Annotated in this window: 10 protein-coding genes; 8 read left to right on the forward strand and 2 right to left on the reverse strand. The window is 55.1% G+C overall.

Features of this window, described 5'->3' with window-relative positions; genetic code table 11:
- Positions 1–15: 15 nt before the first annotated feature.
- Positions 16–1443, reverse strand: a complete 1428-nt coding sequence (locus KTE_RS04515; protein ID WP_201378990.1) for a 3' terminal RNA ribose 2'-O-methyltransferase Hen1 — start codon at positions 1441–1443, stop codon at positions 16–18.
- Between the two features lie 210 nt (positions 1444–1653).
- On the opposite strand from KTE_RS04515, the gene KTE_RS04520 reads away from it, so the two are divergent.
- The 6 genes from KTE_RS04520 (at position 1654) to KTE_RS04545 (ending at position 12608) form a co-directional block, all read left to right on the forward strand.
- Positions 1654–4080 carry an Eco57I restriction-modification methylase domain-containing protein gene (locus KTE_RS04520; protein WP_201378992.1) on the forward strand — a complete coding sequence of 809 codons (2427 nt, stop codon included), beginning with the start codon at positions 1654–1656 and terminating at the stop codon, positions 4078–4080.
- 100 nt (positions 4081–4180) lie between these two features.
- A complete protein-coding gene (locus KTE_RS04525; RefSeq protein WP_201378994.1) occupies positions 4181–6640 on the forward strand; it encodes an Eco57I restriction-modification methylase domain-containing protein in 2460 nt (819 codons plus the stop codon).
- A gap of 266 nt (positions 6641–6906) precedes the next feature.
- A complete protein-coding gene (locus KTE_RS04530; RefSeq protein WP_201378996.1) occupies positions 6907–8703 on the forward strand; it encodes a zinc ribbon domain-containing protein in 1797 nt (598 codons plus the stop codon).
- Between the two features lie 127 nt (positions 8704–8830).
- On the forward strand, positions 8831–10741 hold the full coding sequence (locus KTE_RS04535) for a serine/threonine-protein kinase (protein WP_201379001.1): 1911 nt from the start codon (positions 8831–8833) through the stop codon (positions 10739–10741).
- A gap of 266 nt (positions 10742–11007) precedes the next feature.
- On the forward strand, positions 11008–11778 hold the full coding sequence (locus KTE_RS04540) for a Sir2 family NAD-dependent protein deacetylase (protein ID WP_201379002.1): 771 nt from the start codon (positions 11008–11010) through the stop codon (positions 11776–11778).
- Positions 11779–11816: 38 nt separating this feature from the next.
- Positions 11817–12608: a S9 family peptidase gene (locus KTE_RS04545; protein WP_201379003.1), complete on the forward strand. Its 792-nt coding sequence runs from the start codon at positions 11817–11819 to the stop codon at positions 12606–12608.
- 37 nt (positions 12609–12645) lie between these two features.
- On the opposite strand, the gene KTE_RS04550 is transcribed toward KTE_RS04545, so the two are convergent.
- Positions 12646–13353 (reverse strand): hypothetical protein, encoded by a 708-nt coding sequence (locus KTE_RS04550; protein ID WP_201371822.1) that lies wholly within the window; start codon positions 13351–13353, stop codon positions 12646–12648.
- A gap of 498 nt (positions 13354–13851) precedes the next feature.
- On the opposite strand from KTE_RS04550, the gene pgmB reads away from it, so the two are divergent.
- Both pgmB and KTE_RS04560 read left to right on the forward strand, forming a co-directional pair.
- Positions 13852–14499: a beta-phosphoglucomutase gene (gene pgmB, locus KTE_RS04555; RefSeq protein ID WP_201379005.1), complete on the forward strand. Its 648-nt coding sequence runs from the start codon at positions 13852–13854 to the stop codon at positions 14497–14499.
- A 98-nt stretch (positions 14500–14597) separates the two neighbouring features.
- The gene (locus tag KTE_RS04560; protein WP_201379007.1) at positions 14598–16784 is read left to right on the forward strand and encodes a glycoside hydrolase family 65 protein; all 2187 of its coding nucleotides are present in this window, start codon (positions 14598–14600) and stop codon (positions 16782–16784) included.
- The last annotated feature ends 160 nt before the right edge of the window (positions 16785–16944 follow it).

Consider the following 16944-nt stretch of genomic DNA (forward strand, 5'->3'; position numbering starts at 1 on the left):
ATATGTATTGCAACCTCAGGCGGTAAAAGATCGTTTTTCAAAGATGCCCATCTGCGAGATCGCGCCAACCTCGGTCTCCTCGGAGCCAACAGGCTGGAAGCGGACGCTATAGCCAAAGCGCTCGGCTACACCCTTACCCCAGGCCTCGAACTCCTGGCGCGTCCATTCAAAACGGTGATCTTTATGGCGGAAGGTACCGGCCTGCCAGGTCTCGAACTCGACGTTATACTCTGCGTTGGGCGTCGTGATTACGACCAGGCCCGGTTGAGCATATTCGAAAAGCACGCGCTCGAAGGCGCTCAGGCGCGACATATCCAGGTGCTCAATGACCTCGACGACCGCTGCGGCATCATAGCCCTTCAGGCGCTTGTCACTATAGGTGAGCGCGCTATGCACCAGGCTGATACGCTCGCGCTGGCGGGGTGCCATATGCTCAAAGTGCAGGCGACGCCGCGCAATGGCAAGCGAACGATACGAGACATCAAGGCCCAGGATATGCTCAAAGGACTTCTCTTTGAGCAGCAGACGCAACAGCTTGCCCTCGCCACAACCCAGGTCAAGCACGCGTTTGGCGCCACTCTGGCGTATGGTTTCAAAGGCCGCCTGCAAGCGCTGGTCATGGACTGAGACTTTCTTCTCGTCGCTTCCCTCTTGCTCCTCCGTGGCCCCAGCGGCCTCTTCCTCGTCGAGAACCTCTTCTTCTTCCTCAGAGACGCTGTCCTCGGCAACCAGGCGCGAGAGTGCATCGCGTGTAAGATCACGGCGATGCTTAAGATAGCGATAGGCGATCTGCTCGCGCTCAGGATGCGTCTCTAACCAGCCTTTGCCACGCGTCAGGAGTTTCTCGACCTCGTCATCCCCAATCCAGTAATGCTTGCTGTGATCGAGGACCGGCATCAGCACATAGAGGTGTGACAGGAGGTCGCTCAAGCGCTGCTGCCCCTCCAGAGTTACGGTATAGTAATGGCTCTGGCCCCACTCGCTAAACTGCTCATCAAGCATATACGGCTCAATGGTCAGGCTATAGCCCAGCGGCTCAAATAAACGCCTGAGCCAGCCCTCGCCCGCGCGGCAGGGAATCACTGAGAGCGTTGCTTTCAGCGGAATAGCCGTGTCTACCAATTCGGGTCGCTGCTTACAGCGCCCATTAAGGGCGGTGCCAAAGACTTCGGAGAGCGCGACGCTCAGAAATGAGGAGGCCACATATGGGCGATCATTCACATACTGATCCAGCGATTGCCCCTTATCGCGTCCACGTACCAGTTGCACGGCGTCGATATCCAGCAGCAGCGCGGCGGTACATTGCTCTTCGCTTGCCTCGGGATAAAAGGCATGCGCCTTCCCAAAGTTGAGGGAGAAAGTCTGCGCGTGTGCGGGATTTTTGTGCAGTAAGTATCCTAAATCTGTAGCGGGTTGATGGGTGGTTGTAAGTGTGAGTAGCATAGCACGTCTACATGTTCCAGCCTGTTCAGGCCTTTCTATGCGCACCGTCACGATTCAAGCTACACAGACGAGCATATCCGCACGGAGGCATATATCGACAAATTTTGATTATTATACCAGGGGCTGAAACATGGTACAACCGCCTTGACAAAGATATGCGTCTAACAACACAATAAAAGAAGACATGCCAGAGGAGAGGGAACACGTTTCATGGACTCTCTATCCAGGCGTGGGCCGAAACGCCCACACTCAATCGTCAAACGCTTCTGCCACCAGTGTCAACGCTTGCACGCCCAGATAGCAGGCGCGATAACCGGCGACCTGGCATATGAGGAGCGCTCCGCCCTGGCGCTACGCCTTCTGCTGCGCCTGGCAACACTCTATTTTCTGCAAAAGGCGGATTTCCTGGAGGCAGATCCCGATTATATGCGCCACAGCCTGGAGCAGCATCAGGAACACCATGATGAGCCAGATACCTATTACTCGCAGTATTTCCTCCCGCTGCTAGCAGCACTTCTTGGTGAGCCATCACAAGACGCGCGGTTTCATACCCTTCCCCATCTTCCTCTCCCACTCTTTCGCCTTTCTCCCATGGAATATACAGGCAGGCCTGCTAGCTTGCCTGATAGCGCCTTCCGGGCTGCCTACGGTCTCTTTGACACCTATACATGGCAGATTGCCAGGCAACCGTCCGACACACAAAGCCTCACGCCTGTTGCGCTGTCCTGTCTGTACGAGCAGCACCTCAACCAGAAGAAGATGGGGGCCTACTATACCAGCGAGGATATTACATACTATATGGCCTGCAATACGCTTATCCCTTATCTCTTAGACACTCTCGCAAAACGTATCACACCTTCCGCTCTTCACGCTATGCTGGCGCTCCCTCTGAGCCACTTCACTCCCTCGCGTTACCTGCCAGCGGCGCTCCAGGAGTCAAACTTTCTCCCCCTGGAAACAGCTTTTGAACATGCCATGCGCCACGCACGCCTCGCACAGTTGAAAGCCCACTTCGAACACGAAGGTATCGCAACACCCATGGAACTTGTCACTAATAATCTGGATGCGCGCCAATTTCTGCTGGATGCCCTAACGCTGTGTGAGGATGTTGAGACCCTTCTGGCCTTCTACGATACCCTTGAGCATGTAAGCGTCCTCGATCCTACCTGTGGCTGTGGGGCCTTTCTCTGCACCGCCCTTGATCTCCTCCAGGTGCTCTATAGCGCCTGCCTGCAACGTCTATGCTCCTTCACAACCCACCCACGCTGCCAGGAGCTTCGCGCCTCCGTGACCAGTTCGCCCGGCAGGGACTATTTCGTGCTACACGCCATCCTTACCCATAACCTGTATGGCATTGATCTTTTAGAGGAGGCAACGACTATCTGTCAGCTCCAGCTTTTACTGGCACTGCTAGCGTGCGCACCTCCCTCCGCTCGCCAGCCGCTCCCGCCTAACTTAGAAGAGCATATTTGTTCTGGCGATATCCTCTCTGATACCATGCCCGCCTTCTCCTGGCCCTCGTTCTTTCCTCAGGTTATGGCACGCGGCGGCTTTGATATCGTTCTCGGCAACCCGCCTTACCTGGAGCTACAACGCGCTCCGGCCAGCCTGCTTGATCAACCTCCACGCTCCAGGACGCCAACATATGGAAATCTCTACGCGGAGGTACTCCTACGCACCTTACAGCTCAGCCGCGCCGATCAGAGCTATCTTGGCTTGCTTGTCCCCTTGAGTCTCTGTGGCAGTCCACGCTTCGCCTCGCTCCGCGCCCTGTTACGCCAATCCTCAGCCACACTCTGGCTCGCGCATTTTGAGATCTTCCCCTGCCGCCTCTTTGAGGGCGCCTTTCAGCGCCTTACCCTGCTCCTCGCACGACGCGACACATCAACCTCCGCTGCGCACCAAACTTATAGCACCCGCATCCAGCGCTGGTATGCCTCTGAACGCCCCCAACTCATTGAGCTGATTCACTATACGCCCCTGGATAGCGCGCCAGCCACCACGACCTTTCTGAAGTTGGCCGCGCCTCCTCATGCCCAGATTTTGCATACGTTGGCGCGTCTCCCCGACCAGGTGGCACTTGGCTCACTACTGGCGCCTGGCTGTACACCCTACTTTGTGTATTACCAGGAGGCAACCAACTACTGGACAAAGGCCGTCTGCCATATTCCCTTCTACAAAAAGAATGGGGTGCTTATGACACCTCCGCATGGCCGCTTCCTCTACTTCTCCTCTGAGCCACTGGCACGCGTGGTTATGGCTGTGATGAATAGTTCGCTCTTCTATACCTGGTTCGCGACCCACTCGGATGGCTTTCACCTGACACATACCCTGGTCAAGGCCTTCCCTTTGCCCCGCGAGCTCCTTGATAGCGCTCAGCTCCAGGAGCTCGCCCTTGCGCTGGAACACGATATTCTCCGTCATGCACACCACAGTACTCGCCATACGCGCGAGAATGTACAACATACGCACGCGGGCCTGCGTATTGAGCTGATGGAATACATGCTCTCCCGCTCACGCCCCTTACTTGATCAGATCGATACACTTCTGGCTGAGTTTTATGGCTTTACGGCAGAAGAGCTATCATTCCTCTTGCACTACGATCAGAAATACCGCGCCGCCCACAACGAAGTATAGCTGGTCCTACCCGATTGGATAAAATGTCATACAAACAGCACAACTATACGTTGCTATACTAGAAGATTTTTTGTTTCAGTAGAGATCAGGGGTTGCCTGGGTGAAGAAAACACAAGAACAGGTTATTCGCCGCTTTTATAAGCAATTTGAGCAGGAGCGCTACCACTTTCTCGCTGCGCTCTCGAGTATTGAAGAGAGCCGTGAGCGCGAGCACTATGCCTCGTTGCTGCTCTATCGCCTGCTCTTCCTCGCCTTCCTGCAACAGCGGGGCTTCCTGGCGGGCAATCCACGCTATCTCTTCGAGCAATTCCAGCAGACACAAGAACACTATGGACCCGATACGTTCTACCGCCACTTCCTGCTACCGCTCTTTCACGAAGGCCTGAGCAAAGCCCAGCACACACCTGAGCTACTCGCACGTCTGGGTTCTGTTCCCTTCCTGGGGGGCAACTTCTTCGCGCCGCACGCCATCGAGCAGCGCTATCCCACGCTCCACCTTCCCGACCAGAGTTTTCAGCGACTCTTCGCCTTCTTCGATACCTACGAGTGGCAGCTTGACCCATCAACCTCTGCTTCTGGCACGAAAGATGTCATCAATCCTGACATACTTGGGCATATCCTGGAACAATATGTCAATCAACAGCAGATGGGGGCCTACTATACACACGACGATGTGACCTCCTATATCGCACGCTATACCCTGCTCCCCTATCTACTACAAAAAGTCGCGCAACAAGCACCCGAATCCTTCTTGCCATCGTCGCCTCACTGGCAACTCCTGCGCACACAGCCAGAGCGCTATATCTATGCCGAGATGGGGTGTCAAACAGAGCTTCCCGGCGAAACAGCACAGGAATACACACAACGTCAGGCACGCTATACACATCTCTTGCACACACTCAAAGCGGGCGAGATTCACACGTTTGATGCTTGTATCACTCACAACCTGGACATACAGATCTTTGTACTCGATCTGCTCACAGTGTCGTTTCCTCTGCAACTGGTACGCACTTTTTATGCAGAACTCTGCCGGGTCTCGATTCTCGATCCCACCTGCGGCTCAGGGGCCTTTCTCTTCGCGGCCCTCAATGTGCTAGAACCGCTCTACGAGGCGTGTCTCTGCCGTCTCAGTGGGCCTATTGCCGTACAGCAGAAATATGACCTGCTCAAGACCATTATTACGTGCAACCTGTATGGTGTCGATCTCATGGAGGAGGCCATTGAGATTTGCACACTCCGCTTCTTTCTCAAACTGCTGGCGCAGCTTCAAGGCGTGGAAGGTATTGAGCCTCTGCCCGCACTCCAGCAGAACCTACATGTGGGTAATGCGCTGGTTGGCTATGTTCATGCTCCAGCAACTTATCCGAATCCGCAGGCGCCGCGCGAACTCGACTATGCTCTGGCTGCGACATATGGCGTTGATCCTGCTGATGACGAAGCCTTTGCCCGCTGGCGTGCCAGTCATCAGCCTCTTCACTGGTGGGCCACCTTCCCCGAGATCCAACAACAGGGCGGCTTCAGCGTCATTCTGGGAAATCCCCCCTACGTAGAGTACGAGGCGCGTAAGTTCGCCTATCGCCTACCACGCTACGAAACAGCCGCCTGCGCCAACCTCTATCCCTATATTATCGAACGCAGCGTCCAGCTTCTCGCTCCAGATGGCAGGCAGGGCATGATCCTGCCCCTGGCGGCCTTCGCCACGCGCAATATGCTTCCCTTCTTGCGAGGCTTTAAACGCTGGTTTCCCACAAGCTGGCTCTCGTTTTATCACTTCCGGCCCGCCATGCTCTTTGGAGGTCATAAAATTGCCAGCATCCCCACCGCCATCTACCTGGCGAGCGCCAGTGGACCAGAGCGACGCTTCAGCACGCATATACGCAAATGGAGCACGGAACAGCGCCCGGCCCTCTTCCCTACGCTCGCTTACAGTCCTGTCACCGTGAACGCTGATGCTGCGAACCCTCATTACTATCCAAAGTTCGGTCACGCCAGTGAGAACGCGATTCTGGCCAAGCTCCTACGGCAGGAGACAATTGAGCGCTACCTCTCGCCCCAGCCCAATCAGAATTGTATGTACTATCGCTCGGCTGGCGGCCTGTACTGGAAGGTCTTCATTAACTTTCCCTGGCCCTATCACACCACATCCAATAAGTATTGTTCTTTTCAAGCACCTTACCACCGAGATGTCTTCGTGGCACTTCTCAACAGCTCGCTCTTCTGGTGGTACTATACCGTCACGTTTGATACCTTCAACCTCAAAGACTATATGCTCTTTGGTTTTCGCTTTACCTATCCCCAGGATCCCCAGATAGTTGAGGCCTTGTGCCAGCTCTGTGAGGATTTAATGCAGGACTATCGCCACAACGCCCTGCATCGCCGCCGGGGACAAACCGGCAGCTATACCGTCTATGCAAAAAAAGCCAAGCCGATCATTGATGACATAGATGCGCTCCTGGCCCAACACTATGGCATGACAGAAGAGGAGTTGACCTTTATTCGCTCCTATGACCTTAAATATCGCCTCGGCTCCGAAGAGCAGGAGCTTCTTCCCTCCCGATAACAAGCGCGCCACTTCATGCACAAGAAATGCCTTGAGCTCACGTCTTTGCAGTGTAAAGCTCTGAAACTATTTTGTGGTACACATCACAGGGAAACTGTCATATTTTTTACTTCAGAACCCAACAATACATGGTACCATATGAAGTGGAGCTCTTATCCAATTCCACTTTTGACGTCGCAAACTGCATTTTATATACACAGAGAAGGATTTTTCATTTCTATACATACCCTGCTAGCAACCAAGCAGAGAAAAGTAGAGACTACACGATGATGCATTGCAAACATTGTGGTACACCCAATCCCGCCGAAGCAGGTTTCTGCGGGAATTGTGGAAAAAGCCTGAACCAGCTCGCCAGCGACGACTTTACCAGGCAGCATAATCCTGTCCTGCAAGCTGATGCCCTGACCCAGATTTCGGGTCCGCACACACCCATTTCCGCGTCTAATCCGGCGACTCCTCCCCCAGTCTACACCACGCCTCCCACTACGCCTATTACACCCATGTATCGCCCAACCCCTTTTCCTGCGTCAACACCGGAGGAGGAGGAAGAGGAGCGCCGTAAACGCGCAGCCCTCCTCGGTCTCCCCTTGATGGGCGCGGCATTTGAGCAAGCACCTAACAATGTTCCTACTGTCCAGGGTACGCCCAGCCAGCCAGGCATACCAGGCGCCAACGGGACGCCAAATATGCCCTCACCCATGGGCAACATGCAGGTGGGACTTATGCCAGGTCCTGGTGGCAATTTCACCCCTGGAGGGCTGCCAACAGTGGCCCAGCCACCCATTTCACTACCACCACCCGTCTATACGCCACCGACATCATCGCCTCAACCAGGCCCTCCTGGCTCGCCCCAGCCAACCACGCCCCCAAGCCACCCCGGTTGCCTCTCCTGGCTGCTAATCGCGCTTACCGTGCTCGTGATTCTGGCCAGCATCGGAACCCTCGGGCTAGTGCTCTTTACTCCCGCTCTCAGCCTGGATGGAGCTTCGGTCGTGCAGGTCGGCAATACATATCAACTCTCAGGGCAGGGCTTCCTCCCCGGAACCTCGGTTACACTTACACTTGATGGCAACACACCCATTCTGTTTGCCGCTGGTTCAACCCCTGGCAGCGTACAACAGACAAATATGCTGGCTGGAAACGTTCTTTCCACACAACATCCAACGCGTGGAAGCAATACACTGAACGTCAGCGCCCTGGGAACCTTTAAGGTCTCACTCCATGTTGACAATACCTGGCATCCAGGTAAGCATACTATTCAGGCCAGTGGCAACTCAGTCCAGCACACAGCCTCACTTGAAGTGACGGTGACCCAGAATGGTGTTCACCTCCCAACTCCAACCACCACTGTGACCAGCACATCCACTGCCACGGATACTCCTGTTCCTACAGATACACCAGCGACCACGGATACTCCTGCGTCAAACCAACCCGCCCTGGACATCGTCGACCCTGCCAGCGTCTCACTAAGCGCAACCGCTGGTAGCAACCAATCGACAACCGCTACGACCACACTCACTACCCGCGGTAGTGGAACGCTTACCTGGCAATCCAGTTGGAACGCCTCCTGGCTCAATGTGTATCCCTCGCAGGGCCAGATTGAAGCTCCAGGCACACAGACAATTCAAGTAAGTGCCAATGCCAGCCAGTTAAAAGCCGGGACCTATACTACCTCGGTCGTCTTCTCTAGCCAGGCCAGTTCCAGCTACAGCACGCTTACCGTCACGCTTACCGTCAAAGCGGCAACCGTCGTTTGCATCAATGCCTCTCCTACCTCCATTGCCATGAAGAGCGTCAATGGCGGCATGGATCGCGCGCAGATTACGCTAACCAATTGTGGTAACGTAAGCTCCGATTGGAGCGCAACCAGTTCTGCCACCTGGCTGAGTCTCTCACTATCCTCTGGTACACTGAGCGCGGGGCAGCAGACGACAACACTTGCAACTGCTCCCAATAGGGTCCAATTGAAAGACGGAACCTATACCGGCTACCTTACCTTTACCAGCGGCTCAAAGCAAGTCACGGTAACCGTAACGCTCACCGTTTCAACAATCATTACCTGATAGGATGCTTGAGCACGAAAAGCTCGACAATGATAGAATAGAAGAGAGAGTTTGGTGGTATGGGTGTGCAGGGTAGCAGCCCTTGGCTGCTACCCTGCACACCCATACCACCTATCCGGGAGTTGATATGCCACAAGATGCACTCATTGGCACACAGATCGAAGCCTATCAGATAAAGGCAGCCATTGGCGAGGGCGGCATGGCACGCGTCTACCGTGCGTATCACGATCGCCTGCAACGTGATGTCGCGCTCAAAGTGATTCTGCCACACCTGCTCGACCAGGGACAGCACCAGGATAAGGCGGAGTTTATCGAGCGCTTCAAACGCGAGGCCCTGCTTATCGCCAAACTGGAGCATCCCAATATTGTGTCGGTCTATGACTTCGGCGAGGCCCGTATCCAGGGCGAGACGTTGACCTACCTGGTCATGCAGTATGTCGGCGGGGGAACGCTACGCAACTATATGCGCGATGGGCAGCCCGTTGATCCACGACGCGCGACACGCTATATCCTCCAGATGGCGCGCGCCCTCCATCACGCCCATCTCCGGGGCATCGTCCACCGCGATATCAAGCCCCAAAACATGCTTGTCTCCTCCAGCGACCAGAATCACCTGCTGCTCTCAGACTTTGGCATCGCCAAACTTTTCTCCACCCATGATGAGGCACCACGCGCGACCCTGGCTCAGGCACACGCCAACCCGGCCCTGACACAGATAGGTCAGATCGTCGGAACAGCGGCATATATGGCGCCAGAGCAATTTAACGAACAGCCTGTGGATGCACGCAGCGATATTTACGCGTTGGGTGTGGTGCTTTACCAGATGCTTGCGGGCCAGCGCCCCTTCCAGGCCGAAAACTTTACCGGTTTTCAATACCAGCACACCTTCCAGCCGCCTGTCCCCATTCGTGCTACCAACCCCCAGATTCCCGAAATTCTGGAGCAGATTACCTTCCGCGCACTCGCCAAACGCCCCGAGCAGCGCTTTCAGACCGCGGAAGAGATGGCCGATGCCCTGGAGCAGGCTCTGACAACGCTCTCGCAGCCCTCATCGGCGATGCCGCAGTTCTCCTCTAATGCCTCGGCGCTTACCCTTCCCTCGCATCCATCCGCCAGGCCCACCCAACCCAGCTATTCCACGGCTCAGGCGCTGCCGTCCTCGCCCGGAGCCTATACTCAGGCAGGTGCGCTCACCACGCCTCAGTATCAATCGCATCGCACGCCCGTAACCGGTCAGGGGGCCATGCCACAGACCAATCCCTACCAGGCTCCCCCTCAGACACACCAACCACGTCGCGTGCCCGCCTTCAGGCTCTCTACAGTCATGACAGTTATTTTCATTCTGCTTGCCATCGTGCTTGTGGCGACTAATGTCCTCCCCCGCCTGGGTGTTAGCCTGGGCTGGCCGACCTCACCTTCCACCCAGGGAGTCCAGGCCTTTACCGATACCTTCAAATCCAGCGCCAATCCTCATGGCTGGCCCGTGGGGGATCTCAATGCAACCACGGACTCGCTCTCAAGCGCTGGCTATAACCTTGTTGTGCATGATAACAAAACCCATTTTCCCAGTCCTCAGACCAGCGGCACGCTGCCAGATGACTTTACCTGGACCGTCACCCTCCACCAGGAAGCTGGAACCCAGGAGCGCTTTTATGGCATTGCCTTCCACCTCTCCTATACGGGATCAAACGTTCAATCCTGCTATGCCCTCATCATTGACGGAGAAGGTGGTCTCATGGTCCTACGCTATGACAGCAATAACGGTATCCCTACGCCTAACACCCTTTGGAGCAGCACTGCTGTACAAGCTATCCACACTGGCCTCAACGCGGATAATACACTACAGGTCATCGCTCATGGCAGCACCTATAGCTTTAAAGTCAATAATACCCCCATCACTCTCGCCAACCATACAACCAGTATCAGCGATAGCCACTATACGGCAGGCCAGGTAGGCCTCCTGGTCGCAGGCAAAGCCAATAACCAGGACCAGGAACCAGGCTATGTTGCGACCTACGCCCAACTCACATTGCCTTAGTTGTAAAGTCCATGCTGGCATGGACTCGCCCGGCCCGCAGGCCGCCGCGTCCCCGAATAGGGAATACCCAAACGCAGGATGGTCGCTTCGCTCGGAGTCCATGCCAGCATGGACCCTACAACTTCTCAACTGTGCCATCTGGCAATTTGCACAGGCCGCGCACTTTCGCTATAATGCTGAGGATCGTACGCAAACAAGCATATGTATGATAACTCTGCCGTTTTTGTAGCTCTTCCTCGTTTACAGAAAACACAGCCATATCGCTTATGCTCACATTACAGGAACAACTGCAAGATGCCACCGAACTGCTACAGGTCTCACGCCGCATCGCGGTCTTAACGGGCGCGGGCATCAGTACCGAGTCTGACATCCCCGACTTTCGCGGGCCTGGCTCCATCTGGCGTGCCAACCCGCCCGTAAGCTATCGGGACTTTATTAACAGCGCCGAGGCGCGCCAGAAATATTGGGCGACCCGGCGCCAGTTGCGCCATCAGGTGGGCACCGCACACCCCAACGCAGCGCATCTCGCCCTGGCCGACTTAGAGCGTTTGGGGCTGCTACTGGGATTGATTACGCAGAACTTCGATGGGCTACACCAGGACGCGGGCAATGCCCCCGAACGCGTCGTAGAGATGCACGGGACCTCACGTATGGCTAGCTGCACCTTGTGTGGAGCACGTTCGTCCATAGAGGCCTTGCAACAGCGCATCGACGATGGCGAGCGCGATCCCCAATGCCCTCTCTGTGGCGGCTATCTGAAGGCTGCGACTATCCTCTTTGGCCAGCGCGTACCCGAAAGCGAGCTTAGCCGCGCCAAGGAATATGCCGCACAGTGTGATCTCTTTATCGTTATCGGCTCATCGCTGAAAGTAACGCCTGCCTCCACGCTTCCACGCATCGCGCTACGCCGCAACGTGCCGCTCGTCATCATTAATCTCGAACCTACCACGCTCGATACTTACGCTGATGTCGTCATTCACAGGAAAGCTGGCGAGATACTCCCTCCCCTTGTAAAGAGCCTCGCTCCTGATGCATAATCAGGCGAGGACACTTCATACAGGGAGAGGATTTGACCATGCAAGCAATCTCATTGGCCTATGGCTCAGAATCTCAGCAGTTCGGGGAGCTTTACGTACCGCCAGGGCCGGGTTCACACCCGGTTGTGGTGCTTATTCACGGAGGATTCTGGCGCGCCCCTTATGACCTCACACTAATGGAAGGGCTGGCCCAGGACCTCGTCGGTCACGGTATCGCGGTGTGGAATATTGAGTACCGACGCGTTGGCGATCCGGGAGGGGCCTGGCCGGGGACATTGCAGGATGTGGCCGTCGCAACGGATTATTTACGGCCCGTCGCCCCAACCTACGCCCTCGATCTGAACCGCGTCATCTCGGTGGGACACTCGGCTGGCGGGCACCTGGCCCTCTGGCTGGCGGGCCGCTCACACATAGCCAAAACCAGTCAGCTCTTCAGTCCCTCACCACTCCAGCTTACTGGTGTTATCAGCCTGGCAGGTGCCAGCGATCTTGAGCTTGTCTGGAAACTCAATCTGGGAAAAGGCGCCGCCGCTGAATTATTGGGAGGCGGTCCCGCCGAGGTAGGGGAGCACTACGCCAGCGCCTCACCTACGGCCCTCCTCCCATTCCAGATTCCCCAGGTGCTGATTCATGGCGACGCCGACGACTGTGTTCCCCTCTCCGTCAGCCAGGAATACCTGCGCCAGGCCCAACAGGCAGGCGATATTGCCCGCCTGGTTGAACTATCAAATACTGATCATTTCGAGCTGATTGATGCTAAATCGCAGGCATGGACGCGTACACGCGAGGAAATACTTGCCTTGCTCAAGTCTCCTGGCAAAACCAAATAAAAGTTAGAGGAGCAGAAGCACTCGCCTCTGCTCCCCCTTATTTCGCAGGCTTGGCCTCTAATCCCGCCTGCGAGGCATAGATGTTATAGGTCATCCCATCCGCTGGTAGAAACACAGCCGTGCCATAGGCGGCCTCTACAAAAGGTGAACTCCACGCCTGCTTGTACACAGTCTTGAAGAATTGTCCATCGCCCCCGTTCAATTCATAAACGGAGCGCTCGCCCTTCGCCTCCAGGTTCACGTCCTCATAGCGGCCCTCCAGGCGCGTCAACTTATAGCCCGAGTGCAGCCCAAAGAGGTTCAACCAGCCGGGGAACTTGAGCATATTGCCCTCGAGCATCCACTGGTCACCCTTCACCAGGTACGTCTTATCGGCCGTGGTATTGCCGTGCTGGTCGTACTGTGTTAGCTCGAGGCTCATTAAGTGCGGTATGCCTTCAATCGTGGTCGCATGCACACGCCCAACCTGGATCTCACCCGTCAAGCCAAGATAGCTCTGCGTCAGCGAGGTGATCCACAAGATGCCTACAGCCAGCAGTAGCAGCAGCACGCCGCCAATGCCTCGCCCCGGCCTCATATGTCGACGCCTGCGCTTGTAACGACGGATTCCCTCCTCATCCACATACTCAACAACACGCCGACCTCCCGCCAATCCCATCAGCGAGGAGATTAAGAGCACCAGCCCACCCACAAACAAAATGAAGAGTAGAATCTGCGGCAATCCAATTTGTACAGGATATTCCATTAGCCTGCCTGCCTCCCATAAATTTGACCTTGTATCTTACGACCTGCGTATTTTCGTGTAATTACTACATCGCTTACATACTATACGATTATATGGTTGCTTTCAATTCAGCGTCTTGCCCCACAGGAATTTTCATTTCCCTTCCTGCTCTTGCCTCGGAGTAAGGGGTATGGATGAAAAACAGCTTTGCCGTTTTCACCCATACCCCTTACTCCTGAGCGCCACAGGCACGAAGATTCATGCAGCGGCCATGAAACGGACTTAACATAGAAGCTGAACTATTATATAGCACGTCTGTGTTATTGCCTGGCTTATAAACATCATTAACACGTATTAAAATTCTCTATGAACTCCATACTCATCCAAAGACATAAGTATTTTTGTAGCCTGTTTTAGTCTCTCATTCGTTTATGGAGTAGGGGAAGAAATGCCGCAGTTCATAGCAAGGCCCTCCCCTCTTTATCGCTCGCGATTACAGCATTCGAGATGGAGCAAAACATGTCACAACCACAAGCTATTATCTTTGACCTTGATGGTGTGTTAACTGATACCTCTGAATATCACTACCAGGCCTGGAAACACCTGGCCGATGACGAGGGCATTCCCCTCACGCATGAAGAGAATGACGAGCATCTGCGCGGTGTGGGGCGCCGTGAATCGTTGATGTATATCATCCGCGGTCATCAGTATTCCGAGGACCAGATCCAGGAGATGATGGAGCGCAAGAATCGCTACTATCACGCCCTCATTGAGCGCATGACCCCCAAAGAGGTCGTGCCTGGCGGCGTGGCGCTCCTCGAAGAGATTAAAAGCGCGGGCATCAAAGTTGCGATTGCCTCCGCCAGCAAGAACTGTCGCCTGGTGCTTGACCGTCTGCAATTGACCAGCTACTTCGACGGTATCGCCGATGGCAACTGCGTGGTAAACGGCAAGCCCGCGCCCGACATCTTCGTCTATGCCGCGGGACTCGTCAATGTGTTTACCCCCAACTGTATTGGTGTTGAGGATGCCGATGCTGGCATTCAAGCTATCAAGGCTGCGGGCATGAAGGCGGTCGCTATTGGACCCGCCTCACGCTTTCATGGCCCTGATAAGGTCCTCCCCACCATGGAGAATAAACACTTAAAAGACTTACTCGTTGAGTAACTATCATGACGTCTATAAGAGGAACCCAAAAAGCAACACAAGGGTATGTCTGCCACCCACATGGTAGGGATTGGTTAGGGAAAAGAAAGAGGATTTTCGTGAATCACTGGCACATCAACGAGGACGCGTTCGATCCAACACTCAAAAAGGTGCTGAGCCAGGAAACCGTCTTTACGATTGGTAATGGCTATTTCTGCACACGTGGCACGTTCGAGGAAGGGTATCCTCGCAATAATCCCGCGACACTCCTCTATGGCGTCTTCGATCATATTCCCATCGCCAAGGAGGAACTCGCCAACGCCCCCGATTGGACCTTGATCCAGCTCTTTCTCAACGGCGAACGCTTTCGCCTTGATCGCGGCACCATCTTAGATTATCATCGCTCGCTTGATCTTCGCCAGGGATTGCTCAAGAGCAACATCCTCTGGCGCAGTCCCGCTGGCATCGAAGTGCGCGTTACCAGCGAGCGTTTCGCCAGCCTTGACGATGAACATGTAGGCGCCATTCACTATAGCGCTACCCTGGAACAAACGCCACAGGGCCAGCCCTGTGAAGTCGCTATCATCGCGACACTCAATACCGCCGAGGGCAACTACGACGTCATGCACCTGGAGACCGTCGACCAGGGCAACACCGATGACCTCCAATGGCTACATTGCGAGACCAAGAAGACGCTCGTACAGATTGTTATGGCCACGACCTTCCAGAGCGAGACACCCAACTTTAGCAAGGAGTTGCTCAACTCAGATATCGCACCCGCCATCCGCTACAACGGTACGCTCGAACCTGGGCAGACCTTCTCGGCCGATAAACTGGTCGTGATCTATACCTCGCGGGATGCCACCGATGATCCCCGCACAGCAGCCATTCAGCATCTCCAGAAGCTCCAGTATGATATAGAGTTCCCGTATGATCAGCTTCTCGCCAATAACCGCGAGGCCTGGAGTGCATTCTGGAATCGCGCTGACATTATCATTGAGGGCGACGAAAAGGCCCAGGTTGGAACACGTTATAACCTGTATCAACTGCGCATCAACGTCTCCTCCCATGATAGTCGCTATAGCGTGGCAGCCAAGGGCATGACTGGCTTTGGCTATCGTGGACATGTCTTCCACGATACTGAAATCTTTATGCTGCCTTTCTATACCTTTGTCATGCCAGAGGTGGCACGCAACCTGCTGATCTATCGCTATCGCCTGCTTGATGCCGCGCGCCAGAAGGCGGCCAGTAATGGTTTCCAGGGCGCCCAATTCCCCTGGGAGAGTACCTTGAGTGGCGAGGAGACAACGCCTAGCTCCATCATTCATCCTGAAACGGGCGAGGTCATTCCCGTCCTCAATGGCTTTATCGAGATCCATATCACCGCCAGCATTGCCTATGCCACCTGGCGCTACTGGCGCGTGACCGGCGATGATACTTTTATGGAGAAGTTTGGCGCCGAGATCCTGCTCAGTAGCGCTCTCTTCTGGGTCAGCCGCGTGGAAGAAGACCCTGAAAAAGGCGATTATGTGATTACGGATGTGATCGGTCCCGATGAGTGGCACGAGCACGTTAACAACAACACCTTCACCAACTTCATGGCCCGGCAGAACATCAAATATGGCCTGGCAGCGTTGGAGTGGCTACAACAACATCACCCGGAGAAGGCGGAGCAGCTTGCACACCAGCTCGAACTGACAGAGCAAGACCTGGCACACTGGCACGAGGTGAGCAATAAAATTCGCCTCCCACGAGATCCTCAGACCAGCCTCTTTGAGCAGTTTGATGGCTTCTTTAATCTGGAGCCTCTCGATCAAAGCAAGTATCACGGTCGCAAGGATTCCTACCAGGGTCTTCTGGGCGTCCACGCGATCCAGAAGTACCGTATCATCAAACAGGCCGATGTGCTTATGCTGCTGACCATTCTCACCGAAGAGTTTGATGAGCAAACCAAGCGCGTCAACTGGAACTACTACTATCCCATCACCGATCATGACTATGGCTCCTCACTCACACCCGCGCTCCACGCCATCCTGGCCAGCGAGCTCGATGAGACGCAAGCGGCCTACCAATTGCTGATGAAGGGCGTGCTGGTGGATATCGAGAACCTGCGTGGCAACACGCCAGAGGGGATCCACGCGGCCAGCGCGGGCGCGGTCTGGCAAGCCATCATCTTTGGCTTCGCGGGCCTACGCATCAAAGACGACCAGATACACATCAATCCCCATCTCCCCAAACGTTGGACGCGCCTGGCCTTCACTGTTCAATTCAGAGGTCAGACCACGCCCTTTGATATCCATTCCTGAAGCAAACGTTTGAGGTGAAGTAGGTGAGTGTGCTGCCGGCTTAGCCGGCAGCACACTCACCTACTTCACCTCAATATCACCAGCGAGCGCCGCAGGCGCGAGAAGTGAAAAGCCAGCACAGATCGTGAAGCAAGCTTCTATGCATGAGCCTTCACAGCCG

The sequence above is a fragment of the Ktedonobacter sp. SOSP1-85 genome, assembly GCF_016587415.1.
GTDB lineage: Bacteria > Chloroflexota > Ktedonobacteria > Ktedonobacterales > Ktedonobacteraceae > Ktedonobacter.